The organism is Paenibacillus sp. FSL L8-0502, assembly GCF_038593055.1.
Lineage (GTDB): Bacteria > Bacillota > Bacilli > Paenibacillales > Paenibacillaceae > Paenibacillus > Paenibacillus polymyxa_D.
On the sequence record NZ_CP151958.1, the window covers coordinates 3,069,841 to 3,096,751 of the forward strand.

The 26,911-nt window shown below is 45.3% G+C and carries 26 protein-coding genes; 4 read left to right on the forward strand and 22 right to left on the reverse strand.

Going from position 1 to position 26,911, the window contains the following annotated elements:
• The first annotated feature begins 32 nt into the window (after positions 1 to 32).
• Entirely contained in the window at positions 33 to 971 is a 939-nt protein-coding gene (gene glsA, locus NSQ57_RS12990) for a glutaminase A (RefSeq protein ID WP_029517518.1), read from the forward strand.
• A gap of 78 nt (positions 972 to 1,049) precedes the next feature.
• Here the strand turns inward: glsA and NSQ57_RS12995 are convergent, their stop codons facing one another.
• Positions 1,050 to 1,916: a VOC family protein gene (locus tag NSQ57_RS12995; RefSeq protein WP_318627327.1), complete on the reverse strand. Its 867-nt coding sequence runs from the start codon at positions 1,914 to 1,916 to the stop codon at positions 1,050 to 1,052.
• A gap of 49 nt (positions 1,917 to 1,965) precedes the next feature.
• Positions 1,966 to 2,379, reverse strand: a complete 414-nt coding sequence (locus NSQ57_RS13000; protein WP_342424909.1) for a DoxX family protein — start codon at positions 2,377 to 2,379, stop codon at positions 1,966 to 1,968.
• 269 nt (positions 2,380 to 2,648) lie between these two features.
• On the opposite strand from NSQ57_RS13000, the gene NSQ57_RS13005 reads away from it, so the two are divergent.
• Positions 2,649 to 3,188, forward strand: coding sequence for a cupin domain-containing protein (locus NSQ57_RS13005; protein ID WP_029517515.1), 540 nt, complete (start codon positions 2,649 to 2,651; stop codon positions 3,186 to 3,188).
• Positions 3,189 to 3,313: 125 nt separating this feature from the next.
• Here the strand turns inward: NSQ57_RS13005 and NSQ57_RS13010 are convergent, their stop codons facing one another.
• From NSQ57_RS13010 to NSQ57_RS13050, 9 genes are all read right to left on the reverse strand, one after another.
• Positions 3,314 to 4,318, reverse strand: a complete 1,005-nt coding sequence (locus tag NSQ57_RS13010; protein WP_342424910.1) for a copper amine oxidase N-terminal domain-containing protein — start codon at positions 4,316 to 4,318, stop codon at positions 3,314 to 3,316.
• 41 nt (positions 4,319 to 4,359) lie between these two features.
• Entirely contained in the window at positions 4,360 to 5,481 is a 1,122-nt protein-coding gene (locus NSQ57_RS13015; RefSeq protein ID WP_029517513.1) for a phosphodiester glycosidase family protein, read from the reverse strand.
• Positions 5,482 to 5,701: 220 nt separating this feature from the next.
• Complete coding sequence (locus tag NSQ57_RS13020; RefSeq protein ID WP_342424911.1) at positions 5,702 to 7,168, reverse strand: potassium/proton antiporter; 1,467 nt, start codon at positions 7,166 to 7,168, stop codon at positions 5,702 to 5,704.
• A 199-nt stretch (positions 7,169 to 7,367) separates the two neighbouring features.
• Positions 7,368 to 8,756 carry a class II fumarate hydratase gene (fumC, locus tag NSQ57_RS13025; protein ID WP_318627324.1) on the reverse strand — a complete coding sequence of 463 codons (1,389 nt, stop codon included), beginning with the start codon at positions 8,754 to 8,756 and terminating at the stop codon, positions 7,368 to 7,370.
• A 164-nt stretch (positions 8,757 to 8,920) separates the two neighbouring features.
• Entirely contained in the window at positions 8,921 to 10,465 is a 1,545-nt protein-coding gene (locus tag NSQ57_RS13030; protein WP_029517510.1) for a 2-isopropylmalate synthase, read from the reverse strand.
• 96 nt (positions 10,466 to 10,561) lie between these two features.
• Positions 10,562 to 11,263 (reverse strand): FadR/GntR family transcriptional regulator, encoded by a 702-nt coding sequence (locus NSQ57_RS13035; RefSeq protein WP_029517509.1) that lies wholly within the window; start codon positions 11,261 to 11,263, stop codon positions 10,562 to 10,564.
• A 155-nt stretch (positions 11,264 to 11,418) separates the two neighbouring features.
• Entirely contained in the window at positions 11,419 to 12,438 is a 1,020-nt protein-coding gene (locus tag NSQ57_RS13040; protein WP_341039401.1) for an aldose 1-epimerase, read from the reverse strand.
• A 138-nt stretch (positions 12,439 to 12,576) separates the two neighbouring features.
• Complete coding sequence (locus tag NSQ57_RS13045) at positions 12,577 to 13,380, reverse strand: MBL fold metallo-hydrolase (protein ID WP_341039402.1); 804 nt, start codon at positions 13,378 to 13,380, stop codon at positions 12,577 to 12,579.
• 126 nt (positions 13,381 to 13,506) lie between these two features.
• Positions 13,507 to 13,803, reverse strand: coding sequence for a hypothetical protein (locus NSQ57_RS13050; protein ID WP_023988878.1), 297 nt, complete (start codon positions 13,801 to 13,803; stop codon positions 13,507 to 13,509).
• 162 nt (positions 13,804 to 13,965) lie between these two features.
• Between NSQ57_RS13050 and NSQ57_RS13055 the strand changes: the two genes are divergently transcribed.
• Positions 13,966 to 15,198, forward strand: a complete 1,233-nt coding sequence (locus NSQ57_RS13055) for an aminopeptidase (protein WP_341039403.1) — start codon at positions 13,966 to 13,968, stop codon at positions 15,196 to 15,198.
• A 72-nt stretch (positions 15,199 to 15,270) separates the two neighbouring features.
• Here NSQ57_RS13055 and NSQ57_RS13060 read toward each other — a convergent pair whose 3' ends face one another.
• From NSQ57_RS13060 to NSQ57_RS13110, 11 genes are all read right to left on the reverse strand, one after another.
• Entirely contained in the window at positions 15,271 to 15,762 is a 492-nt protein-coding gene (locus NSQ57_RS13060) for a hypothetical protein (protein WP_341039404.1), read from the reverse strand.
• A gap of 154 nt (positions 15,763 to 15,916) precedes the next feature.
• The gene (locus NSQ57_RS13065) at positions 15,917 to 17,035 is read right to left on the reverse strand and encodes a glycerol dehydrogenase (protein ID WP_341039405.1); all 1,119 of its coding nucleotides are present in this window, start codon (positions 17,033 to 17,035) and stop codon (positions 15,917 to 15,919) included.
• Between the two features lie 36 nt (positions 17,036 to 17,071).
• Complete coding sequence (gene bioB, locus NSQ57_RS13070; protein ID WP_029517504.1) at positions 17,072 to 18,079, reverse strand: biotin synthase BioB; 1,008 nt, start codon at positions 18,077 to 18,079, stop codon at positions 17,072 to 17,074.
• A gap of 205 nt (positions 18,080 to 18,284) precedes the next feature.
• Positions 18,285 to 19,586: a hemolysin family protein gene (locus tag NSQ57_RS13075; RefSeq protein ID WP_193373352.1), complete on the reverse strand. Its 1,302-nt coding sequence runs from the start codon at positions 19,584 to 19,586 to the stop codon at positions 18,285 to 18,287.
• A 388-nt stretch (positions 19,587 to 19,974) separates the two neighbouring features.
• Positions 19,975 to 20,430: a spore coat protein GerQ gene (gene gerQ / locus NSQ57_RS13080; protein ID WP_103049198.1), complete on the reverse strand. Its 456-nt coding sequence runs from the start codon at positions 20,428 to 20,430 to the stop codon at positions 19,975 to 19,977.
• A 52-nt stretch (positions 20,431 to 20,482) separates the two neighbouring features.
• A complete protein-coding gene (locus tag NSQ57_RS13085) occupies positions 20,483 to 20,905 on the reverse strand; it encodes a cell wall hydrolase (RefSeq protein WP_029517501.1) in 423 nt (140 codons plus the stop codon).
• 121 nt (positions 20,906 to 21,026) lie between these two features.
• Positions 21,027 to 21,776, reverse strand: coding sequence for a glucose 1-dehydrogenase (locus tag NSQ57_RS13090; RefSeq protein WP_340932305.1), 750 nt, complete (start codon positions 21,774 to 21,776; stop codon positions 21,027 to 21,029).
• Positions 21,777 to 21,911: 135 nt separating this feature from the next.
• A complete protein-coding gene (locus tag NSQ57_RS13095) occupies positions 21,912 to 22,307 on the reverse strand; it encodes a DUF2500 domain-containing protein (protein WP_013371386.1) in 396 nt (131 codons plus the stop codon).
• Between the two features lie 188 nt (positions 22,308 to 22,495).
• Positions 22,496 to 22,678 (reverse strand): hypothetical protein, encoded by a 183-nt coding sequence (locus tag NSQ57_RS13100; protein ID WP_029517499.1) that lies wholly within the window; start codon positions 22,676 to 22,678, stop codon positions 22,496 to 22,498.
• A gap of 153 nt (positions 22,679 to 22,831) precedes the next feature.
• On the reverse strand, positions 22,832 to 24,082 hold the full coding sequence (locus NSQ57_RS13105) for a YCF48-related protein (protein WP_340932307.1): 1,251 nt from the start codon (positions 24,080 to 24,082) through the stop codon (positions 22,832 to 22,834).
• A 162-nt stretch (positions 24,083 to 24,244) separates the two neighbouring features.
• Entirely contained in the window at positions 24,245 to 25,636 is a 1,392-nt protein-coding gene (locus NSQ57_RS13110) for an amino acid permease (RefSeq protein WP_069011782.1), read from the reverse strand.
• Positions 25,637 to 25,868: 232 nt separating this feature from the next.
• On the opposite strand from NSQ57_RS13110, the gene NSQ57_RS13115 reads away from it, so the two are divergent.
• A complete protein-coding gene (locus NSQ57_RS13115) occupies positions 25,869 to 26,798 on the forward strand; it encodes an L-lactate dehydrogenase (protein WP_341070894.1) in 930 nt (309 codons plus the stop codon).
• Positions 26,799 to 26,911 lie beyond the last annotated feature (113 nt).

Genomic DNA, 26,911 nt, shown 5'->3' on the forward strand with positions numbered 1-26,911 from the left:
CACAGATTGGTTACTCGACTGGAGGAAAAGAAATGACATCGGAGTGGCAGAGATTACAGACCAAACTGCCGGAATGGGTAGAACAAAGCCGTCATGAGTATATTCATGGCAAGGTAGCAGCATATATTCCCGAACTGTCCAAAGCCCCGGCCAACGCGCTTGGTGTTGTTGTAATGAACGGTGCAGGTGAAACCGTGGTAGCCGGGGATACGGAAATCCAATTTACGATGCAAAGTATTTCAAAGGTATTTACGCTCATTCTGGCCTTGATGGATAATGGAGAGGACGTTGTCTTCTCTAAGGTGGGGATGGAGCCTACCGGAGACCGTTTTAATTCCATGCTAAAATTAGAACTGGTTGAGCCGGGGATTCCGTTTAACCCACTGATTAACGCGGGGGCAATCGCGATCTCCTCTCTGATTCGCGGGAACAGTCCAGAAGAGAAATTTGCCCGTGTTCTCCAATTTTTCCGCCTCCTCACCCACAATGACACATTGGAATATGATCAGGATGTCTACGATTCAGAATCAGCTACAGGCCATTTAAACCGTTCCCTTGCTTATTTTCTAATGGAAAAAGGTATTTTAAGAGGTCATGTGGAGGATGTGCTTGAAGTTTATTTCAGACATTGTGCTGTCAAATTGAACTGTACAGATTTAGCACGCATGGGACTTGTACTAGCCTACAACGGCCGTGATCCGGTGACAGGTATACCGCTGATTCCCCGCCGCTATGTACAGATCGCCAAAACATTTATGACGACATGCGGCATGTATGACGCTTCAGGGGAATTCGCCATTCAAGTCGGACTACCTGCCAAAAGCGGCGTATCAGGCAGTATTATGACGATGGTACCTGGACGCTATGGCATTGGACTGGTTGGACCTTCTCTGAACCGTATGGGAAACAGTACAGCTGGTGTACACTTGCTGGAGACGATGTCTCGGGATTTGGATTGGAGCTTGTTCTAGGTATACGAAAAAAGGGTATTCCCAGCCTTTACGGCTTATAGGAATACCCTTTTCTGTTTCTGTTGAGTTCCTTCTATGTTACGAGATTTGACCGTTAACCAGTTTAATTTGAATGCGGAACGGATCAGCTACATACTTGGCGCCATCGCGTTCTTGCACTCCATAGCCTGCTGCCTCTAAACGAGCCACAATGGCATTCAATTCATTCTGATCTGGTACGATCAATTCAAAATAATCCAGTCCGGCAGCGTGCTCAGGAGCTGGTGGGGCTCCTTCACCTGCCCATATATTCAAGCCCATATGGTGGTGGTAACCACCTGCGGAAACGAACAAGGCTGAAGAGCCATACCGGCACGTAATGTCAAAGCCAAGCACATCGCAATAAAATTGCTGTGCTTTGAGCAAATTAGACACATGGAAGTGGACGTGCCCGATTACCGTTCCCTGAGGTAGTCCCTGCCAAGGTAAATTCTCGGAAATCGCAACCAAATCTTCTGCATCCACGGGATCTGTTCCCATCATGTAGAATCCATTTGCATCCTTTTTCCACTGATCATGGGGACGATCTGCATAGATTTCAATTCCGTTATTATCGGGGTCATGGATATATAGGGCTTCACTTACATCATGGTCTCCCTGTCCGATTTCAATCTCATGAGCCAGCAGATTACGTAAAGACAGGCCCAGAGCTACACGGTTCGGTAGAAGAATAGCAAAGTGGTATAATCCGGCTGCGGACTGGCGCGGCAGAATAACTGCATTTTCAATATAGTTAAGGATCAGTAGCGCATGCTTCCCATCGACAGTCAATTCAGCGGTATCCGCCGTTTGACGCAACAGCTGAAAACCAACGACCTCTGTATAAAATTGAATAGAACGTTCCAAGTTGCTTACTTTTAATGAAACCTGCCCGATTTTGGTGTTGTCATGAATATGCGCTGTCATGAGATTTCCCTCTTTCTACATGGATTGGAGAACCAAAGCTATTCAAAAATTATTGTTCGGTTGACTCACGACGGCCGATCAACGAATCCAGAGACAAGCGAGTCGTTGGTACAAATACCAGATGAAGTGCTACAAGAATAAAAGCAATATCCAGCTCATAGCCAGCTCCTTGACCATTCCCCATCAACCCGCCGGACAATTTTGCTGTAAAAATAGCACCGATCAAAACAATCACAAATAGCCCAGATACATAGCGGGTAAGTAGTCCAAGAATCAATGCAATTCCGCCGACCAACTCAATCACCGCAACAACATAACCTAAAAATCCTGGAACGCCAATGCTGGAAAACCAGCCTGCTACATTACCCAACCCCATTTGGAATTTAGCAATTCCATGTGCCAAAAACAAAATTCCCAGCGCCACCCGCATAATTGTAGAAATGTTTCTGCTTGCTGAACTCATATTTATCTCTCCATTCTGTTTGTTTATTACACTCATACAAGTGCATATGAATAATTAATTTATATTACTAATAATTTGGTTAAAAAAATAATACTGTCTGAATCTATGCCGCAACACATGAATGTGAATCAAACTCGAATTATTAGTAATAGAAATAATTATTTTGTAATGTGAATTTATCATAAGAAACAGTGGTCTGTCAACAAAATATTTGGTATGATAAATATTACATTAGTATATATTATATTTCCTTATAGGAGGAACGCTCTATGAGTATAGGATGCAACATACGCGCTGCTCGTAAACGTAAAAATTTATCCATTCAGCAAATATGCGAACGAACCGGACTATCGCAAGGGTTTATGAGTCAAGTAGAAAATAATAAAACCTCCCCTTCCATCGCTACATTGGACAGCATCGCTAATGCGCTAAACGTACCTCTCGCTTTTCTGCTTCTTAAAGATGAGGAACGGATGCAAGTGATTCGCAAGGACGAGCGCCGTAAAACCTTATATGGTAAAAACAAGCTCCAGGTCGATCATTTGGGGGGGCAGGGTAACGTCAAAATGATGCTCGTTGAAATGCCGCCCGGCTCATCTACAGAAGAAGAGCATGCTCATGCAGGGGATGAGATTCATTTTATCTTGGAGGGCACGGTATACGTGGAGCAAGGCGAGGATACAGCTACCCTGGAAGCAGGAGATTCCTTTAGCTGGAGAGCAGCCATCCCCCACTATGTCAAAAATGTGGGAGAAAACAACGCCCGAATTCTGATCTCCGTGTTTCTCGAAGCAGATAATGATGCTTAATAGATATTTACGCAAGCACGAAGCAACAAAAGTACAAATCCTATCGAAAAAAGCGCGTACCGGAAGTATCTTTACTTCAACGATCCGCGCTTCTTATATTTTCATTTGCTATTGCTGCTTTTAACTTATTCCATCACCTGCTGGGCATCTGTACGCGATTCCCACGGCAGCTTGAAGGTTTTCATAATTTGTTTGGTATTAGCCGGGAGTCCAGTTATCGGATCACCAGTAGTACCCAGCAGTTCTTCTTTTTTATCCGTAGTAATACGCCCATAGAAAGTGGTACTGCTGTCTCCCCATCCTGTAGTGAACTCGTAGATCAGCGGCTTATTTATTTTCGGATAAGTTCCCCACTGATTTTTGGCTTTATTCTCCAAAAAACGCCCCAGCGGGTCGTATTCCATTGTAAATTCTTTATCAAAGGGAGCTCCCACATACCCTTGATAGGTGACAATCGGAAAACCGTCCTTCACTTCAATCAGACTCAGCACATCCCCGTTCACTGTAAAATACCGTAATGCTTCACCTTGGGGGAACATGTAGACACTGGACAGAAGCTCAGTGTTAGGACGGTGTGGTTCTATATAAGGATGGACAGAACTTCTGTTTATGCGGATTAACGCTTCGCGTGCTGCCACGAGATCTCCCTCATATATTTGTTCTTTTAGTTTACCGTGAATCGGCGGCTGAATCTGAATCTGTGTATTTGTCTTCTCCAACGTATAACCTAAATCAAGCGAAACATCTCTCAGAGGTATATATACTTCTTTACTTACAACTTCAAAGGTAAGTTGCTGCTGGTTCTTACGTGATTGCTCCTTAAGAACCAAGGGTTCTGCCCACTTTTGTAGCGTAATCTGCTTCTTTTTGACATCCCAGTGGTAGGTTGCACCTACAGCTTCGGCTAAAGATTTAAGCGGAACCATGAGCTTCCCGTCGATCAATAGAGGTTTAGCCTTGCTGTCAATAGGTTGTCCGTTTATAACAATATCTATGAACTGCGTTGATTGAGACGCTATGGCACCCTGTTTAGTAGCTTCGGCAGCCGCCTGATGCATTGTGGTCAAGAGTAAGGATAGCATTAACAAGGCGACAAACAATCGCTGAAATCCTGCTCGTTTTAGCTTCATCATCAGTCTCCGTTCACTGAATGAACTTGTTCATTCCTGACCTATCTCTTTTTGGCTGCGTCAATGTCTCCAGGATTCAAACCTTCCCATATGTTCGGGATACTAACGGTCTCTGGATGCTCAAATACGAGAAACGCAGTCGGCAAATACCGCTCTCCGTATTCAGAAGAAGGCTTGTTTACAATGGCATTATCCTTGACTAGCACCGTTGAAGAACCTCCATCCAGATTAGCACCGATAACTGCTCCATGTTTAAGCAAAATATTTTGCATATCATACAAGTTGGCACCAATGCTGTACCCAGGCTGACGACCGTCGATGGTCACGAATATAATGGCACCGTCAGCTCTTTGCCCCATTGCGGTACGGGGGGCAATTCCCCACCCCTCGCTTGCATTGCGAATCAGACCTTTCCCATTCACGATTAGACGTGGTTGAAAAGTAACCGCTTCTTGCACATTCATTTTGGACAACTCGGACAACGAATAGTGACCGGCTATCATTTTCCCCTGTTTATCAATACCTACGATTTGAACAGAGGCATTTCTCCCCATATCATTGTAGTATATCTTACCCTGGGAAATGACAACGCCAATCGGTTTAAAACCATTCCCATTCCAGTTGGGGTCAGCAAAGCCACCGCCATTTACGCCAGCAACAGCCCCCAAACGCTCGACCATGCTAGATACATGTTCTCCCCGGCCGACTTTAGCTGGAATCCCGAGCCTAATTTTAGTGGGGTCATGCACCGTCATAACATAGCCATGATAGTTACGACCCGACACTTCTTCCACTTCAACCAACGGCGTTTGCTGTACTTTGGTGGGTATCAGATCAGGCAAGTTGATTGTATGTCTATCCTTCTCCTCACCCATCTCTTCGAACCGGGCTGAATATTCAGCCACTCGTTTCTTCGCTTCTGCTTCGCCGATAAAATATTTCGCCCAGTGACGATGCTGAGTCGTAATCAGCGTGTCCGCAGCCAGATAGCGCATGTCCTTGCCAGAAGGGGTTAAAAACAACCATGCACCACCCCCAATTCCCGCTAACAGGAATACAATAAAAAGTCGCAGCATAAAGCGACCAAATTTTCCTTTTCGTTTCTTTTTCTTATTTTTCTGCCTGCGAGCTGCTGCACGCTGTGGCAAGACTTCCGGTTTCATTTATCATCTCTCCTGTTTGGTGACTTCTATCGTATTTCATCACTATTGCCCATCAAATGATCCGTAACGATAGGCTGCGACATCTAACGACAATATCATAAACTAATTTTGTAGAATGATAGTGTCAATTTTTTAACAGATTCATCCACTCTGAAAAAGAATACATTAAAAAGCCCTTCACATAAATGTGAAGGACTGAAATGTAGGGGTGATATCCTATTTACGGAGCAGCCTCCGGTTCGAGCAGCATGAACAGCTCTTTCATCTGCTGTCGCTTGAGTTTGGGACTAAGCACGTACAAAGTATCGCCCGGTTCAATCACCGTCGTGCCTCTCGGGGCAATAATTTGCTCGTTCCGAATGATGGCTGTGAATAAAATATCTTCAGGCAACTGTATATCCTGAATCGCTTTGCCCGCTATCGACATCCCATTTTGTACCTGAATGTGGTTGATTTCCGAAGTAGTTTTTCCCAGAGAAACTAATTCCAGCAGTGATGGAGACGACGTCTCGTTAGGGTCCATCAAGCCAAGCTTCACCGCTAGCCACGAAATAGTGGTACCTTGAATAATTGCAGAAGTGAGCACGACGAAAAATACAACATTAAAAAACAAAGGTCCTACATCCATCTCATCCAGTAAAGGATAGGTTGCGAGTACAATAGGTACCGCCCCACGCAGTCCTGCCCAGGATAACAGTGTTTTCTCGCGCACAGAGTACCTGGAAAAAAGCAAGCTTAGGAACACGCCTATTGGACGAGCCACGAGCATGAGGATGAAGGAGAGCGCCAAGCTTTGCCATGCAATGCCCAGCAATTGATCGGGAAAGACCAATAACCCGAGCAGGACAAACATCATAATCTGCACCATCCAGGCAAAGCCATTGTTAAAATGAATAATAGATCGCTTGTAGGTCAAGTCGGAATTTCCCAATACAATCGCCATGACATACACCGCCAGCAATCCGCTTGCCTCTAGTAACGATGCCGCCGCATACGTCAAGACCGCAAATGCCAATGCCATCACAGGATACAAACCGGATGAATCAAAATTCATTTTATTAATGGCATATACACCTAAGCGTCCGAGTACAAAACCAACGGCTAAACCAAAGCCCATTTCCCATAAAAATAACAAGATATGTATCCAAATGGATTGCTCAGGGTGATGTATCAGCTCAATCAATGTTACTGTGAGAAAAACAGCCATCGGGTCATTACTGCCGGATTCCGCTTCGAGCGTTGAGGTAATTCGTTTTTTGATGTTTTTACCTCCTAGAACGGAAAACACGGCTGCCGCATCGGTCGATCCGACAATAGCGCCAAACAGCATGGATTCCATCCAGCTTACGCCTAAAATAAACTTGGCGCATACGCCAATGACTACGGTCGTAATGATGACCCCTAACGTTGATAATGACAGTGCAGGTCGAATAACTGGCTTAACATCTGCAAACTTTGTCTGCATCCCGCCTTCAAACAAGATTACAATGAGCGCGAGAATGCCAACTAGCTGTGTGATAAAGGCATTATCAAAATAAATAAACTGACTGAGCACCATACCTACGGCAATAAACAATACGAGCGCAGGCATACCGAAACGGCTGGAAAATTTGGTAGTCAGCACACCGACCAGCAGCAAGCCGGACAGCAAAAACACAATAAAATTAATAACGGTTGTCTGTTCCATACGGCTTCTCCTATCTTGAAAATAGATGTTCAATTTTTGGCCTTTTATCTATATACCCTCAAATCACACAGAATACTAATTCTAAACAAAAAATTATATAATAAAATAAAAAATCCAGCTCATGGTTTGTGCTAAATCGCACTCCATGAGCTGGTTTGTATATTTTTTATAAAGCTTAAGCAGAGACAATCGTCGTGCTTTAGGCTTTAGGATGAATCATATGCGCAGGTACAACATATTGATCGAACTGTTCTTCAGTCAACAGTCCGCTGCGGAGTGCCGCTTCTTTTAGGGACAGCCCTTCTGCATGTGCAAGTTTGGCGATTTTAGCGGCATTTTCATATCCGATATGTGGATTCAATGCCGTCACCAGCATCAGTGAATTATTCAAATTGTGCTCAATCTTCGTGAGATCAGGCTCGATGCCAACGGCACAGTTGTCATTAAAAGCAATGATGGAATCGGCCAGCAGATGAACAGACTGCAAAAAATTGTATATAATGACTGGCTTAAACACGTTCAGTTCAAAATTACCCTGACTTGCTGCAAAGCCGATAGCTGCATCATTCCCCATGACTTGTGTAACGACCATCGTCAGTGCTTCACTCTGGGTCGGATTCACCTTGCCGGGCATGATGGAGCTACCTGGCTCGTTAGCAGGAATCGTGATTTCGCCCAAGCCGCTACGCGGACCACTTGCCAGCCAACGAACATCATTGGCGATTTTCATCAAATCGGCAGCGAGCGCTTTGACTGCTCCATGTACGGCCACCACTTCATCGTGGCTAGTCAGTGCATGAAATTTATTGGGTGCGGAAGTGAACGTTTTGCCAGTGAAACTGGAAATTTCCGCTGAGGTTCGGGAGCCAAACTCTGGATGAGCATTAATTCCAGTCCCCACCGCTGTACCGCCAATCGCCAGCTCCTTCATGTATTGCACCGTGTCGATGATCATTCGCTTGCTTTTGTCCAGCATGGCATACCAACCACTTATTTCCTGACCCAGCGTAAGCGGTGTCGCATCTTGTAAATGGGTTCGCCCAATTTTTATAATATCCTTGAATTGCTCTGACTTCTGTTGAAAAGTCTCTTTGAGCTTATCGATAGCAGGCAACAAACGGTCCTCCACTGCAATGACACCCGCTACATGAAGCGCCGTGGGAAACGTATCATTCGAGCTTTGCGACATGTTAACATCGTCATTGGGATGCAGCTTCGCATCCTTTCCCTGCTCTTGTAACCATTGGCTCCCCAGATGAGCAATCACTTCATTCACATTCATATTGGACTGCGTTCCGCTCCCTGTCTGCCATACAACCAACGGGAAATGGTCATCAACCCGCCCTGCGAGAATCTCGTCCGCTGCATAAATAATCGCGTCCTGCTTCTCCTGTGATAGCTTACCCAGCTTATAGTTACTGATCGCCGCGCTCTTTTTAAGCACCGCGAACGCCTGTATGACCTCTAATGGCATTTTCTCCGAGCCAATCGGGAAATTTTCCTTGCTGCGCTGTGTTTGCGCTCCCCACAGACGGTCTGCCGGTACTTTGATTTCGCCCAACGTATCCTTTTCAATGCGGTAGTTCAACTCATTTCCTCCTCTTGGCCTATGTAATTCAGACAAAATATGGTGATCTCTCTTGCCTATTATACATTAAATTTCAAATGTTATCATTTATTTTGCAAGCGCTTTTTTACGATGAGGCCAGAGGAGGAAGAAGGAAAATTCGTCTACAAGCCTGACCACTAGGATCAACTAATGGTGATATTGCTTTTGGCATGTACTTCTTTTCTGCCCAGTAGCTTGTTTAGCGCATCGATGTAAGCTTTGGCGCTAGCTTCCAAAATATCAGTACTTGTGCCTCTTCCCAGAGCTGTGTACTCTCCTTGCCTCAAAATGGCGTGCACTTCCCCCAATGCGTCTTTGCCATAAGTTACAGATTGGATCGAATAATCCTCCAACTCCACCTCTTCACCACTGGCCTTGTCTATAGCATGGAAAATCGCATCTACAGAACCGTTACCCATTGCCACTTCATCAATTGCTGTCCCATCTTGTTTACCCAATCGAATGGATGCGACTGGAACCGACTGATTACCATAAGACACCTGAATGGAATCCAGTGTGTACATTTGAGGCGAGGCATTGCGGCTTTCGTCCATCAGGACGAGCAAGTCTTCATCCAACACCTGTTTTTTCTTATCCGTCAATGCTTTGAATTTGCGGAACGTCTCTTGCAGCTGTTCCTCCGTCAAAGCATCAAACCCCATGTCCGCCAGTTTTTCTTTAAATGCATGTCGACCCGAGTGCTTGCCCAACACAAGTTTACTCGTCTTCAGACCAATACGCTCAGGGGACACGATCTCATATGTTGTACGCTCTTTAAGCATCCCGTCTTGGTGTATACCAGACTCGTGAGCAAACGCATTGGCTCCAACAATGGCCTTGTTTCCCGGCACCGACATCCCCGTTCGTTTGCTCACCAGGCGACTGGTAGCATACAGTTCCTCTAAAACCAGACTCGTTTGTGCACCATAAAGCTCGGTTCTGGTGTCAAGGGCCAGTGCAACTTCTTCGATAGGTGTATTTCCGGCTCGCTCACCGATGCCATTGATGGTACCTTCAAATTGGTCTACACCATTACGGATGGCCGCCAGCGTGTTAGCTGTTGCCATACCAAGATCGTCATGACAATGTGTGCTAAGTTGTATTTTTTCGATACCGGGCACTTGTTGTTTTACAATTCTAAACATTTCACCGAACTGATCCGGGGAGGCATATCCCACCGTATCCGGTAAATTGACGATTGTCGCTCCAGCACGAATCGCCATATCTACGACCTCACAAATAAAGTCCAGTTCGGTACGACTGGCGTCCTCTGCTGAAAATTCTACCTTGCTGAAATACTTGCGTCCATAACGAATGGCAGCAGCAGCGGTCTCTAATACTTTCGTTTTATCCATTCGAAGCTTATGGTGGCGGTGAATAGGTGAGGTAGCCAGAAACAAATGAAGACAGGCATCCTCTGCTCCTCGTAGCGCCTCTCTGACCGCATCAATATCCTGTTCTTTCGAGCGCGCAAAACCAACCAGTGTCGCTTGGGTAACCTGTTTGGCAATCTCCTGCATGCTGGTGATCTCACCAGGCGAGGTTGCTGGAAAGCCGGTCTCAATCCGATCTACGCCTAATTTTTGCAGCTGAAGGGCAATTTCCACCTTTTCCGTGCTAGTTAAGCTAACTCCTGGTGATTGTTCTCCATCTCTTAACGTTGTGTCCAACACCCATATTTTGCGCATACAGATACCACCTTTGGTTTGATTTTAGGAGATGCTCAAGTAGAAGGTTTAAATATTTTATTCATCCGATCATCTGATGTTTAAGAGTAAAAAAAATTATGAACTTCCCATATGCTTTTGCAGCTCCAGCTTGGTGCCGTCCAAATGTTGAATACTATACAGCTCGGCAGCCTTGCCATCCTGATCCCGGATTGCTTCATATATTTTTTCATGCTGCACAGTAAAATGATTTTGCATCGCCGGATCGGTAATGAGATTGTTCAACGCCTTGCGAATGGCCTCTACAAAGCTGCCATATACATCTGTAAGCACCTTATTGCGTGTAGCTCCGGCAACAGCCAAGTGAAAAGTGATATCCGCATCCAAATACCCGTTCATATCTCCAGCGGCCAGGGTTGCAGCACGACGATCCAGCGCCTCACGCATCAAGCGTAGATCCTCGTCTTTACGACGTAACGCAGCCAATCTGGCAATCTCTAGTTCCAACACACTCCGCACTTCATAAACCTCAATAATTTCAGCACGGCTTAGACGGTAATCCAATGGCTCTTGAGAAGTTGTCGGTTGGCAAACAAAAGTTCCGTGTCCTTGCTTTTTCTCTAATAGACCGGCATGCACCAGAACGCTAACCGCTTCACGTACTGTAGATCGCCCGACTCCGAATAGCTTCATGAGCTCAGGTTCGGTTGGAATCTTAGTGCCCACATCCCATTCACCAGTGGCAATTTTTCGTTGCAGCTGTTCAGCTACTTCATCGGCGATTTGCTTGCGTTTGACGGCTTGAAAAGGAAAATTCATCTGATCATCTCCTGTTTCGTATCATACTATGACTGCTTGGCATTCTGCAACCTTTTTCGTCCTCCTTCCCCATTGGCCCTTACCTGTGCTTTACAACCCCAAATAAAGCCTGCACCGTTGGACACGATACAGGCCTATAAGGATAAATTTAAATGCTAGGATTTCGATTTATTAGGTGTAATACAATACAAACGGCTGGTTGCTTCAAAAATATGGCCTGGAGCCAGTGCTATCAATCCGATCTCCTCCGCTGGTAGGTCTGGACGATTCGGTGCATTGATCATGTTCATTTGCGGCTCAGGACAGATGAATTCCTTGTTCGCTTTGTTATTCCAGATCATCCAATGCTTATAAGCTGTACCTACATCGTATACGAGGGTAGCACCTGTCTTACTGTGTGTCAGTTCCATGTAGTTGCGTCCATTTTGCGGAGCTGCCGTGTAATGATTATCCATAGAGGCAAAATAAGGACTAACTCCCGTCGTCTTCAGCAGTTCCTCTTCCGGAGATAAAGGCTGGAACTGACCTGTGGCCAACAACCGTTCCGTCAGCTCACGACGCTCACCGATTGTGACCTTAATCTTGTAGTCCTCAGGCGAGCTATCGGGTACGAACGGAACGCGAATCGCTGTGTGAAAGGCAAATAAATTGGGGATCGGTTGATCGCCCTCGTTATGGATCACATAACGCTGATGCAGGCCAAATTCGTCCAGACTGTACGTTAGTTTCATGGTAAAGGTGAAGGGTAAATAGCGGAACATGGGATGTCCTTCCCTTACATGCTGATTCATTACCACATAGCTGCCCTGCTCCCCGGAACCGTAGTCCTCGACCTCCCACCGAACAGTGTGTAAAAAGCCGTGCAGATGGTTGTGGGTCGCCTCTTCATTTATCGGCAGCTCATATGTAACACCATTCCACAGGAATTTTCCATCCTCATACCGATTCGGAGGAAACAGGAAAGGAATTCCGTAAACGGACGGGCTTTGCTTAAAAGCCTCTATGCTCTCAGCATCTGGCTCACGCAAAAAGGAATATCCCGATTCATTGTCACGAAAAGAAATCAGATTTGCGCCGTTTCCCGGCAGGGCAACTGCTTCATATCGTCCAAATTTAAGACGAATCGCCGGTATTCCATAATAAAGATCACCAATTGCAGCATGTTGTTGTGTCATCAAAAAATCCTCCTTTGATGAAATGACGATGTTTAATGAAAGCGTTTAGCTTTTGGCTTGACTATACCATGCTGAGCAGAAAAATTCCACGTCCACACAAAAAACGATGCCCCGCAAGGCATCGTCCTTCACACATCACTACACATAACGTCCCTGTTTGGGTACAGCCATGTGCTCAAAATCTCCCGCCAGTCGCTCCAGCTGATCTGTCAGCTCAGCACCATGCATGTAATGGCCATGTCCTGTGACTGCAATCTCAGGCTTTAACTTGGCCAGCATTTCCACCGAACGCTGCGCAGCTTGCCAATCTGTTGTAAAATACGCAGGAGGCCCATGTATTTCTTTTTCCTGTAAAATAACGGCCAGTGCCGATTCCTGTTTCACCGTAATAAAAGCGTCACCGGCCACCATTAACCTTCTTCGCTCATGAAAAAGCGATACATGACCAGGTGTATGTCCTGGCGTATGCAGCCACTTCCAACCAGGGGCACCGGGGACATTGCCATCTGGGGGCAGTGATGTGATGCGATCATCGAGATCTATAGCATCATTAGGGTATAAGAAGGAAATGCCCGACATTAAACCTCCCCCTACACTAGGGTCAGGTTTTTGATAATCCTTCATTCCCGTCAAATAAGGTAATTCCAAAGGATGTGCATAAACAGGTGTACCCCAATGCTGTACCAACTCAATAACCGAACCTACATGATCAAAATGACCATGTGTAAGCACAATAGCGATCGGAGGGCCAGTGAACCGTTCCTCTGCCCGGCGTATAATCGAGTCCGTAAATCCTGTCATCCCCGTATCCACCAGCACCCAGGAACGGCTTCCTGGCTCCCCAATAAAACACATATTTACAAATAGCGTCCGTAAGCTCAGGAGATCGGGAGCAGCCTCTTCATTTGCCGTCATTCCTTCGGTGAACAGATGATTTGCCAAAGCTTCACCCTCCTATTCACATGGAATTTACTGTTAATATCGACCTTTAGGCTTCCCCCATGTCAGCAGATTATGCGGACACTGCTAAATATAATCCGCTTGTCACGAAAATAGACCATGTTTACATTACTCGGGTAATTTGCTCCATGCCGTATCTAGCAAATAGTCGAATAAATCATCGTTCTCTTCAATCCAGCTATCCATTTGCAGCATCTCTTCCTCCACCCGTGGCTCTCCCGCAAAATGGAGACTGTAATCCCATTCCTTTCCCCTTTTACTGTGGAATGTGATTTCATATACAGAACTCTGCCCGTCTACTCCAAATACCACTTGGCCCAAATAAGCACCATTCTCATCTCTTGTCATTTGTGCCTGTTGAATATGTACTTCTTTCACTTCCTGAGGTGAATTTTGCTCTGTCATTCATCTATCCGCCCTTTCATTTTCACTAAATAGTACCAAAACTAATTTGTGAACCTTTTCGTTACATTGTACAATATATAAGCTATGTGTGGAATTTGCAAAAAAACTGTGCAAGTTACCCAAGCCTTATTTAAGGCTTTTCGTGAAATGGAGGAAAGTTACATGTCAGATTTTCAACAAAAATTGCAAAAATATGCCGAGTTAGCCGTTCGGGTCGGCGCCAATGTCCATCCTGGGCAGACACTCATCGTTCATGCACCAATTTTGTCCGCCGAACTCGTGAGACTTATCGTCAAATCAGCGTATACTGCCGGAGCCAAGCTGGTTACAGTAAAATGGAGTGATGAGACCATTACTCGATTACAGTATGAACTAGCTCCTGATGAAACTTTTAATATTGCTCCCAAATGGTACGCAGCCGAAATGACTGAAGAGGTCGAAAATGGCGCAGCTGTCCTCCATGTCATTGCAGAAAATCCGGATTTGCTTCAGGGGATTCCGTCCAGCCGAATTACTGCTGCTCAGCGCGTGCGGTCACATGAATTACGTCAATACCGCGAATATCAAATGGCTGACAAATTCAGTTGGTCTCTGATTGCTTATCCTTCTGCAGAATGGGCTGCCAAAGTATTCCCTGATCTGCCAGCTTCCGAGCAAATGGATAAACTGTGGGATGCCATTTTCAGCACCGTGCGTGTGGATCTGGATAACCCCGTGGAGGCATGGAAAGAGCATTTAGAAACCCTTTCCAGTAAATCTGATATTTTAAATGCCAAACGCTATAAAAAGCTGCATTATCTGGCTCCAGGCACAGATCTCACCATCGAATTGGCAAAAGATCATCTGTGGGTAGCGGCTGAAAGCGTCAACCAACAGGGACATACTTTTGTAGCCAATATGCCTACTGAGGAAGTGTTTACAGCTCCGCTTAAAACGGGAGTGAACGGTAAGGTCAGCAGCACCAAGCCACTTAGCTACAGCGGAAATATCATCGACAACTTTTCACTGACTTTTGAAAATGGACGTATTGTCGATGTACAGGCAGAAACCGGTTTGGAAACTCTTCAGCATCTCGTAGAAATGGATGAAGGTTCACACTACCTGGGTGAGGTTGCTCTTGTACCTCACAAGTCACCTATCTCTGATAAAAATATTTTATTCTATAATACGTTGTTTGATGAAAATGCCTCTAACCACTTGGCCATCGGTAATGCTTATGCATTTAACCTTAAAGGCGGCAAGGATATGACTCAAGAGCAGTTGGCTGCCAACGGCCTGAATTCCAGTCTGACTCACGTCGACTTTATGATCGGTTCAGGTGAAATGGACATCAACGGCGTTACTGAGGACGGTACTGAGGAACCTATCTTCCGTAAAGGAAATTGGGCGATCTAACACAGCAAAAGGCTCTCACCGCTTCATGCGTGAGAGCCTTCTTGCTTCAACCTTAGGCTAAGTTGATCTATTTTACAACGTGTTAATCCAAGAATTCGCTGCAATTCCAAGAACAATTTGTATCACGCTGATGATGAAAAAGACAATAAAGCAATTTACAACTCTTCGATTGGTGGTTTGATGCATGGATAAAGATGATTTCACGTAAAACATGCTGCCCAATATTCCTATACACACACCGAAAATCCCCGAAAATAGCAATCCTATAACCAAGCTGACCACGACAAAAGCCCAACTCCAGCCCGGAACTTTACTCACAGGAACATAAGGTTGATTGGACCCAAGATATACACCGTCCACAGCTAAATCCGCTTTGTTGCCAATGACAACAACATTTACAGCTTTTTCTTTCAATTTAATAGGAAAATCAATCAAGTTCAAAAATGCATTCTGGCTTTTAACCTTCTGCTCGCTTCCATTCACAATAATTCTCCCGCCAGTTAAGCTACGCTTGTACTCAATAGTATATTGAATACCTTGATCTTCTACGTTCCATTTTGCCATCGCTAAACTCCTCTCAAATTTTAGGGGAGCCCTAAATATACTCCCGGCATTTCCTGATTATGTACCATAAAAATCATAACATAAGTTGCAAGTTAAATAATGGAAAAAAGGCCGCTGATCAGCGGCCTTTGAATCTACTTTATTTCGTATGGAGTTAGTTTCTATGTCCAATTTTGGCCTTATAGGCAAGTGAATACTGGTCAGCCGCTAAAATTGCATCAAGCACATCATCCGCTGTGACAGCAAATGGTAGATTGTGAGCAGTTTCGCCTTCTTTGGTAGCAGCCTGAGCTACCCGGTACAAATCCTCCCGGGAAGTTTCCTGTAGCCTAATGTCTTCCAGCGTGACAGGCAGATCGAGTTTTAGATAAAAGTCAATATACCGCTCCACCTCGGACAAAGGTCTTTTTTCCAAGGCAAGCTGGACTAAGGTGCCAAAAGCTACCTTCTGACCATGTGTTAGGTGATGAATATCTCCTTCCAGAACGGTAAAACCATTGTGAATCGCATGTGCGCCTGCCAAACCGCCGCTTTCAAAGCCCAAACCGCTTAGCAACGTATTCGCCTCCACTACCGCTTCAAGCGCAGGTGTAACGACTTTGCGTTTCACGGATTCGTATGCCTGCAGTCCGTAATCGAAAAGAACTTCCTCACACTTGGACGCAATGGCTTCTGCCGCCAAGGTTGGCAAACCACCAGCCATTGTCGTTGCGCGAGCTTCAATGACCGCACGGGCTTCAATCCAAGTCGCCATGGCATCTGCAATGCCTGAGGAGAGGAATAAGGGCGGTGCTTGAGATATGACTTTTGTGTCCACCAGGATCAGGCTCGGATTTTTACTGAAAAAGGAATACGTATCAAATGCACCTTCGTCGGTGTACAAAACGGATAGTGCACTAGTAGGAGCATCTGTAGAAGCAGTCGTTGGAATAATCACAACTGAGGAACCGAGAAGTTCATTTACAGCTTTAGCGGTATCCAGCGTTTTACCGCCACCTACACCAATGACAATGTCGACCTGGGCGCTTCGTCCCTGATCCACAATACGGTTGACTTCATTTTTGGAGGCTTCCCCTTGAAATTCAATTTTAACTGCTGTAATATCAGCCAGTTCCAGACTTTTTACCACGCGGTCGGCTGCAATCTCCCAAACCAGCTTGTCCGCAATAACCAAGGCAGTATGGCCTAATGGCTTAACATACTCACCTGTTTTATCAATCACATTTTTCCCTTGCACATATTTACCTGGACTAATAAATACTTTTTCGCTCATCGTTGAACTCTCCCTTCCAAGTTTGTACAATTTCTATTATACGGTTGAAAGGGCACACATCTCAATTTCAAAACCAAGATCTTCAATCATTTGATGATCAAATGTGACCTCTTGGCCTTCTGTCGTTAAATAATCTCCTACAAAAATTGAATTCGCTGCATACAGGCAAAGCGGTTGTAACGAGCGTAAATTCAACTCTCGTCCACCTGCAACGCGTATTTCTTTGGATGGACAGATGAAGCGGAACAGTGCCAGCACCTTCAAAGCTTGGATAGGTGATATTCGCTTTGCTCCCTCCAATGGGGTTCCGGGGACTGGATTCAAGAAGTTAACCGGAATAGAGTCAGCATCCAACTCCCGTAAGGCATAAGCCATTTGAACGATTTCCTCATTCGTTTCCCCCATCCCGATAATAACGCCAGAGCATGGAGACATTCCGTGAGATTGTGCCATTTTCACAGTTTCGACGCGTTGATCGTATGTATGTGTGGTTGTAATCGAGGGATAGTTGGCCTTACTTGTATTTAAATTATGATTGTATCGATGTACCCCAGCCTCTGCCAACCGCCGTGCCTGATCTCCCTTGAGAATCCCTAAGCAAGCGCAAATTTTGAGTGGCATTGTATGAGTAATTTCTTGTACAGCCTCAATCACCTGATCCAGCTCCCGATCTGTTGGGCCCTTGCCCGAAGCTACGATGCAATACGTCCCTGCTCTCCGTGCAACTGCTTCCCTAGCTCCAGCCAACAGTGATTCCTTGTCCAACATACTATACTTGTTCACAGGCGCCGTGGATACGATAGATTGTGAGCAATAACCGCAATCCTCTGGGCACAGGCCACTTTTGGCGTTCATGATCATGTTGAGCTTTACTTTTTTTTCGTAAAAATGGTGTCGTACTCGAAATGCAGCTTGCATAATCGGTAATAACTCCTCATCATCGGCTTCCAGTACCGCTATGCCTTCTTCCAGCGATACACGGCTGCCGTGTATTGCTTTTTCAGCCAACGAGCCCCAATCTATAACCTCGTTTAGTAAATTCATACCTTCTTGCCTCCCAAAATTTAATGATCATGTAAATGGATAAGATTTTCAACGAAGAGGAAGTTCCTTTTTTATTGTCAACCCAAATAATTATAATTAGGTTGACAATCACACGAACATCATATCAATTCATGTCCATTCTGTAAAGGAGACAAAATAAAAAGCGACCCCACATCGTTCAAGGTCGCTCTCTAGGTTTATTCCGTTATGAGACTCCTGCTTCTTCCACGACGATAGGCTGTTTTATCAGCCGAATACGTGAAATCCGCTTGTTTTCAACTTCTTCTACCGTGAACATACATCCCTCAAACATTACAGTCTGACCAGGCTGTGGGGGAATAACCTCGACATGTGAGTATAGCCAGCCCCCTACCGTATCATAATCCTCATGATCAAGATCCAGCCCAAAGCGGTCGTTCACTTCATCAATTAATAACATGCCGTCAATGGAAAATTCCTCGTCATTAATCTGCTCACAACTCGGACGTTCCTGATCGAACTCATCCTGAATTTCACCAACGATTTCTTCCATAATATCTTCCAGCGTTACCATACCCGATGTACCGCCATATTCATCAATCAAAATTGCGATTTGCGTCTTGCTGCGCTGCATGCGTTTGAGCAGATCACTAATTTGTGTAGATTCCGGGACAGCAAGAATCGGTCGAATCATCGTACGGGTATCCAGTGTGTTCGCCCGTAGAAGGTCCTTAATATGGATAAAGCCGATAATATGGTCCTTATCTTCGGCGCAGATTGGATAACGTGTTCTCATGCTTTCCGTCGCAATCGCGAGATTTTCTTCTGTGGACTCATTACTGTATAAGCAGATCATCTCAGTTCGCGGAATCATGATTTCCCTGGCGGTCGTGTCGGTAAAATCAAATATATTATCAACAAGCGCCAATTCCGTATTATCAATTAGTCCGCTCTTATTGCTTTCTTTCATCAGAATACGTATTTCATCCCCTGTATGCGCGGAATCATCATTTTCGGATACCGGCTCCAGACGGAATAAACGCAGCAGGCTGTTCGCCATTCCATTCAACGCCCATATGAATGGATACATCAACTTGTAAAACCAAGTCATCAGCATGGCTGAGTACAGCGTAATGGTCTCAGATTTACGAATAGCTATCGTTTTGGGCGCCAATTCACCCAACACAATATGCAGAATCGTAATAACAATAAATGCAATAACCACGGCAGTACCGTGAACATATACCGCTCCTAATCCAGCGGCTGTAAATACAGGTTCGATCAAATGTGCGATGGCCGGCTCTCCGATCCATCCTAGTCCCAACGATGCTAGTGTAATACCCAACTGGCAGGCAGACAAATAAGCGTCCAAGTTGTGTAACATATTAGCGGCGTACACGGCCTTTTTATTGCCCGCTTCCACCAATGTTTCAATACGGCTGCCTCTGACCTTCACCATGGCAAATTCCGCAGATACAAAAAAACCATTCAATAGTACTAATGCAAAAACAATAAATAAGTTAAACATACTCGGTAAAGGGTCACTCAATATGCTCCCCATCAGCCGTCATTACGGCAGACAGGCGCACCTCCTTCGGATAGTTTCATCATAGACAGAACGATAACACATCATAAGCAGCGTCAACTTCCCAACACATTCACTCCTTTCGGCTTCCAAAGCCATATTCCGCATAAATGATTAGATCATTCATCAGCTTATATTTAATTATATAACTATACTCTATACAGTCAAACCACAAGCAATGTCAGAAAAAACAGCTCCCCTATCATTTAGGTCATAAAACTCTCGTTTTCGCCGCTTACCACAAAGAAAGCTACTATATTTGAGAAAGATTATAAACAAAATACATCCCCTGCCGTCTGGCAGAGGATGTAGACTCATATATATGAAGGCATCAGCGAACCGGGGATGCACCCGGGTTCCCGATGACGCCGGGATATTGGTATAACAATGGCTCATCAAAAGTAGCATAGTCCAGATTCACCATCAGCAAAATCGTCCGCTTGCCCGTAGCCGGATCACTGATAATAATGTGGTCACGACCCGCTGCTTCCAGAATACCTTTGAATATTTTCGCATTCCATTCCCGATTATTTTCATACGTCATATAAAAGGTACCTGTTTTACCCAAGTTCAAGCGCAAAATGTTTTCAATATATGATTGCTCAAACTGTGGAGTCTGGCTCTGTACCACCATACCAGCCGGTGTCATCGCACTACCGCTGTTAACCTGAGGGGGGAAGGTGCTGATGGGCTGCATAGTTCCCACCGGATTCATCCCTCTGGGCCATTCGGGATACCCGCCACCAGCAGGATAAGAAACAGGACGGTAAGCTTGCTGTGAAATCATGTAAATTCCTCCTAAAATGGTTTTAAATTATTCAAACTCATGTTGAAGCGTTCTAATAGACGGCAGGACAATCCTGTACAGACGGGCTAAAAAAGCAATGGGCTTTAAAACGTCCGGTATTGGTCTGGTTATACCAGGTGTTCGGACAGTCTCCTGCCGGTCTGAAAAACCATAATGCATTGGACGCCGGGCGTATTTTTTCCCCATTAATGACACGACGGGCAAGACGAATGTCACGGTCACGGGCTCTTTGATAAAAGTACCCCTTTTGGGTAGCTTCAAATCCGCCTGGACTTTGAAACACCATATCGTTCATAAGGCGAATCCCCTGAAAATCCAGACAATTGCCCAAAATCCTATTTACTCCGACATTGCCAACCATGAGCATCCCCTGCTCTCCTTCTCCTTCGGCCTCTGCCCGCATCAATCGGGCGAGTGTCCTTACATCCTCTGAGTTGGTCTTGATTACAGCCAACGCGTCCCCTCCTCGCTTCTCCATCACATACCCTATCATATGGTACAAATGCCCAATGGGTGACAGTCCAGAAAAACAAAAAAAATAGCCCCAAAATTGGGACTACTCATTTAGGCTTTTACTACGGCTCGTAAATCATTTTACGCGTCATGCCACCATCTATTACCAGATTCGTACCAGTTACAAAATCATTGCCGGGTTGTGTCAAATACAGACAGGCCCGTGCGATGTCCTTAGGGATTCCTACTCGCCCAGACGGATGCTGTTGATGGTCTTCTGTACGCAATTGCTCATAATCCCCGGTTTCAATCCACCCTGGACTGATGCAATTGACCTGAATCCCGTCCTTTCCTAGTGATATGGCCATCGCGTGCGTAAGAGCCACAATGGCTCCTTTGGATGCCGCGTAGGCTTCTGTATTCGGCTCTGACATGAAAGCTCGTGTAGAGGTCATATTGACCACAGAGCCACCTTCTGCGTTTCGTTTCATCACCTTAGCTGCTTCCCTAGTGGCAATAAAACAGCTGCGTACGTTAGTATTCAAAATGTCATCCCATTCTGCTAGCGTTAACTCATATGGAGATTTCCATTTGGATACGCCTGCGTTGTTAATTAGCGTATGAATCGTGCCGTATTCTTCTACCGTGGCACGGATTAGCGCCACAATATCTTCTTCCTTCCGTACATCACAAGGAATAAAAATGGCCTGATAGCCCTCGTTCCGGGCTACTGCAGCGGCTGCGGCACCCTCTTCCTCATTGTAGTCCGCAAATACAACATGGGCACCCTGAGCAGCGTAGGCAAAAGCGACCTCTTTCCCAATGCCATGCGCCGCTCCTGTTACAATAACAACTTGTCCCTCAAATGACACGAATCATTCCTCCTCTGAACTACTCTGTTCTAGTATATATGTACCAAAATGTGCTGAACAAGAAACATCTACAGCCCCCTACCCTGGTTTCTTACAGAAGGCTGTAAATGAATCCAAAAATAATTAGACTGAATTCTACATTTTAACCTGTTCCAAGCTATAGCGATTAAGACGCTGAAACCCGATATACCTTGTACCCTGAAAAGTAAGCCGTCCCTCATCCCCTTCAGCGCATTGACCATATTCTTCCCCAGATACCTTAAACTCCATCCGGTCGCCACTTTCCACTTCGAAGGTTACGTAATAGAAAGTATAGGTGCGAGTCCCTTGTTCCTCCTGCCGCCTCTGTTGGAGATGTGTCCTTCTGGCCGTAATTCGGGAACCGACCGTCAGTACAGGCTGCCTTTTATTCCGACTCCATTCCATGACTTCCCTGCCTGCAGACAACACGACAATACCCAACACGACAACGAAAAATACGGGCAGTACCGTGCCCAGCCAATCGAACATCCATAATGATTCAAAACCCATGCACCGCACTCCTCTCCGCCAGGCATTCCACAGGGAAACGACCGGGCATCCTGACCTCACCTAAGCTTTCCATAACAGTATATGTATGTTCCTGCCCAAATTTGATAGCAACCCTCAAGAACGCCAAGAGCCCCCACGGAATAATCCGGGAGGCTCAAGATATGGCGATATCAGAATGATTCATTGATTTACACATGTACAAGCTGGAGATAACGTTGTGTTTCATCCAGAGCTTCATGATCTTCGTCTTCAGCGTAACGCTCTGCACACTGCTTGCAGTCCTCTTCAGTCGTGCAACCATAGGCATCCTGGCAAGTATAACAAAATTGTAGGTAGTATTGGGTTAACATATGATCCTGATTCGCTCTCATGATTATCACTCCTATCGTTGTTTACAGGTTTAGTATAACAGCGGCTTATTCGTTAGTTTGTGATTTTTTTCACATATAGTCGTATAAAATTTAAATTTTTTAAAAATAAAACGCCCTGAGAAAAATACCCCAGGGCAATCACCTTTATAGCGATTATAAAATTCTCCAGTTCGCACCGCCGTCCGTCGTTTTCAGCAGCAGTGACTTCTTGTCATCAAGGCGTTCCAGAAGCAGCCAACCCACCGAAGAAGAGGCGAAACGGAGCTTGACCGATCGTGGGTAGTCTTTTAGCTTCAAGGGTAGCACTTTGTTGCCTGTGAGACTTGTCCACGTCTTCCCCCCATCCAATGTACGGGTCAATCCGGTTTCGGTTATGATCCACCCTTCCTTTTCGTTTAGAAACGTACGGTCAGGGATAATAGAATTAATGTTGCTACTCAGACCCAAAGATACATCGCTCCATTGGGCCCCTGTATCATTTGTAAACAGTCCATTATATTTTGTGCCGTTAACCCCAGAGCAAAGAACTGGAATCCAATACGAGGTACTGCTCCCTTTCAGAGACTGCTGGGCTTCTGCTTTGGCCTGAGGGCAGCCCTGAATTCTGTTAGCTACCGGCGTCCAGGTTTTCCCTTGATTCAAAGTCTTGTACAACTTAACACTGTTATCTAGATTGATCGCTACAAATCCCTGCTTGTTGGAAGAAAAGCTCATCCCGGCCAGACTGCCCCGATCGGGTAAACCTGAGCCTGATTTGTTGGATGTCATACCAGAACTTTGCGCAACTTTATTCCACGTGGCTCCACCGTCAGTGGTGTGATACAACAGTTTTTGTTGATCCTGCTCATTCAGTTTTACATATGCCATGATCCAGCCAGTAGTTGGATTTACATATTGGATCGAGCTCACATGATCCCCGCTTGGAAGCGCTGAAACATCCCAGCTCTGTCCTCCATCTGCTGTTCTCAGAATGACGGTTGCTGTTTTGTCCAAATTTTGGCGGACAACCCAACCGTGACGCGAATCAGTGAAACTGATGTCCTTTCCATATTCAAGTTTGTCTTGAAATTGGACGTTTTCGGAGGGGGAAATATTATTCCATGTCTTTCCGCCATCATGAGTATCATAAAGTCGGAGCTCATTATGGGTAACTCCCCAAACTAACCCTTTATTATTATCAATCAAATGAAAATCCGCTATTCGCGTCTGAACTACATATTTGGCGTTGGGATCGCCCACCTTTGGAGTCACTGGTGGATTAATAGTAATCGTCTGACCCTGATCATCAGGTTCCTCAATCGGAGGTTTTGTTAACGTTTCTGGGGCTTCAGCAGAACAGGCAGTCAGCAGAATACCTATCAGCAGTAGTACTCCCCCCAAGAGCGCACGCCAGCGCAGTTTCATATAAAAATCCTCCCTCGATGGCATGCTGTAATCACGTGCCAAAAGCTTATCTGAAACAGAATTATACCATAAACGCCTCTATGTGACACATTTCGCGTAATGACAAAAAAAACCGGCCCCTTCACAAAAGTGCAGGATGCCGGCTTTTTATACTAAAATTTATTAGGATTTACGGTTCAACAAACTTTTGTGGTATCCATAGAAGAAATAGATCAGCAATCCAAGCAGGAGCCACACAATGAATCCAATCCAGGTGCTAATATGAAGCTGAAGCATCAGACCGATGCAAACCAACGCACTTAAAAGCGGGAGCAACGGAACCCACGGCACAGTAAAGCCTCTTTTCAAATCAGGGCGTTTCTTGCGCAGAACGATAACCCCTACCGATACCACAGCAAAAGCGAACAGGGTTCCAATACTCGTCAAATTGGTCAGTGCATGTAACGGGAACAATCCACTAGCCAATGCGATAATACTACCTACCAGCCAAGTGCTTCGAATCGGTGTTTGAGTTTTGGCATTTATTTTAGATAAAAATACGGGTAAAAGACCATCACGTGACATGGAGAAAATCAACCGCGTTTGACCAAACAACAGCACCAGTAAAACGGTGGTCATCCCCGCAATCGCACCGACTGAAATCAATCCGGCTACGAAATCCTGATGAATAAAGCGGAGAGCAAACGCAACAGGATCACTTACCCCCAACTGCGTATAAGGTACCATTCCCGTTAGCACAACTGAAACGGCAATGTACAATACCGTGCAGATCGCAAGAGAAGAGATAATGCCGATGGGCATATTCCGCTGCGGATTGCGCACCTCTTCGGCTGCAGTTGAGATGGCATCGAAACCCAGATAAGCAAAAAATACGATTGCCGCAGCACTCAAAACACCAGAAAATCCATAAGGCAAAAATGGTGTCCAATTGTCAGGCTTAACATAAAAGATACCGATTGCAATAAATAGCAATACAACTCCGACTTTAACACAAACCATTATTAAATTGAATCGAACCGTCTCCTTGGCTCCGAGACTCAGTAACAGTGTGATGAGCATAATGATGCACACGGCTGGTAGATCAATAATGGTTCCCTTGGTCGAATCGAAGGCTGCGGTTAAAGCCAGCGGTAAATGTATATCAAATCCAGCCAGCAAGCCTTGAAAGTATGCAGACCATCCACTACTCACAGAGGCGGCCGCAACTCCATATTCCAGAATCAGGTCCCAACCCAGTACCCAGGCCAAAATTTCTCCAAATACAATATAACTATACGCATAAGCGCTCCCAGCTGCGGGAACTGTAGATGATAGCTCCGCATAACATAAGGCTGCTAGTACGCAGGCAATACCTGCAATAACAAAGGAGAGCATCAATCCAGGACCTGCATTTTCTGCTGCTGCCTTGCCAGTAATAACAAAAATCCCGGTACCGATAATACATCCTACACCTAGCATGGTGAGATCAAAGGCACCCATTGTTCTCTTTAAGTGACCTGTAGATCCGCTTTCCTCATGCGGGAGCAGTCCTGTTTTTTTTCGAAATAAGTCCATATGCCGAATCCTCTTTCCATAATTTCATGCGTCAATATCGGTGCTGCAACGCTTTAGTGCGTGTTCTTATCATTCGATTAATTATTAGCGAGCTCGCCTTTGAAGTCAAGGAAAAATGTCATATTTCTTTGCGGTGGGTTAGTATATAGGGTACACTAAGTTGGAAAGATAAATTTTTAAGTAATATCCCAAAATGAAAAGGTATACAACCCGAGAAGGAGATGAGGATTTTATGAGCTTAAAACCTTACAAACGAAGTAGAGTGGCTATTGTCGGCATGGGAGCGGTTGGCACAACAACCGGCTACACCCTGCTGCTGCGCCAACGCATGCAAGAACTTGTCTTTATTGATGTCAACGTCAAAAAGGCGAAGGGTGAAATGCTCGATATGAATCATGGGCTTCCTTTTCTCGGCGGTGTCAAAGTATGGGCGGGTGATTATGAAGACTGCCGTAATGCAGATATCATCATTGTTGCAGCGGGAGCTTCACAAAAGCCGGGAGAAACACGTATTGATCTTCTCAAGCGTAATGCCGAAATTTTTGAAAGTATTATTGATAATATCGTCAAGGTCAATACACACGGCATTTTGCTGATCGCAACCAATCCAGTGGACATTCTCTCCTACATCTCTTGGAAACGCAGTGGTTGGCCTTCAAGTAGAGTCATTGGATCAGGAACGTTGCTGGACAGCGCACGCTTCCGCTATTTGATCGGGAAGCAAAAGGGCATCGATCCACGAAGCATCCACGCTCATATTATTGGAGAACACGGTGACTCCGAGTTACCTGTATGGAGCACAGCCAACGTTGCTGGAACTCCGCTTGAACTGGGTGAAGAAACGAAAAATGAAATTTTTGAAAATACCAAGAATGCTGCCTATGAAATTATAGATGCTAAAGGCGCAACTTCTTATGCTATCGGGCTGGCTCTCGACCGAATTGTAGCCGCCATTCTCGGAGACGAGGGGTCGGTACTTAATGTGTCCACCTTGCTGGAAAATTATAACGGAGTATCTGACGTATATTTAGGCGTTCCAAGTATCGTAGATCACAATGGAGTACGTGAAATTTTGGATCTTCCGCTCAATGACGAGGAACGTGCAAAGTTGCTTCAATCTGCGGACAAGCTGAAAGATCAAATTAGCAAAGTTCATGTGTAGATCGGGAACATAAAAGCTAAACAAAACTGGCCTCCACAGCGGTAATATCCGTTGAGAGGCCAGTTTTTTAGTCGTTATAAATGTAAAAGTTCAGTTTGTCGTCCTGCTATGCA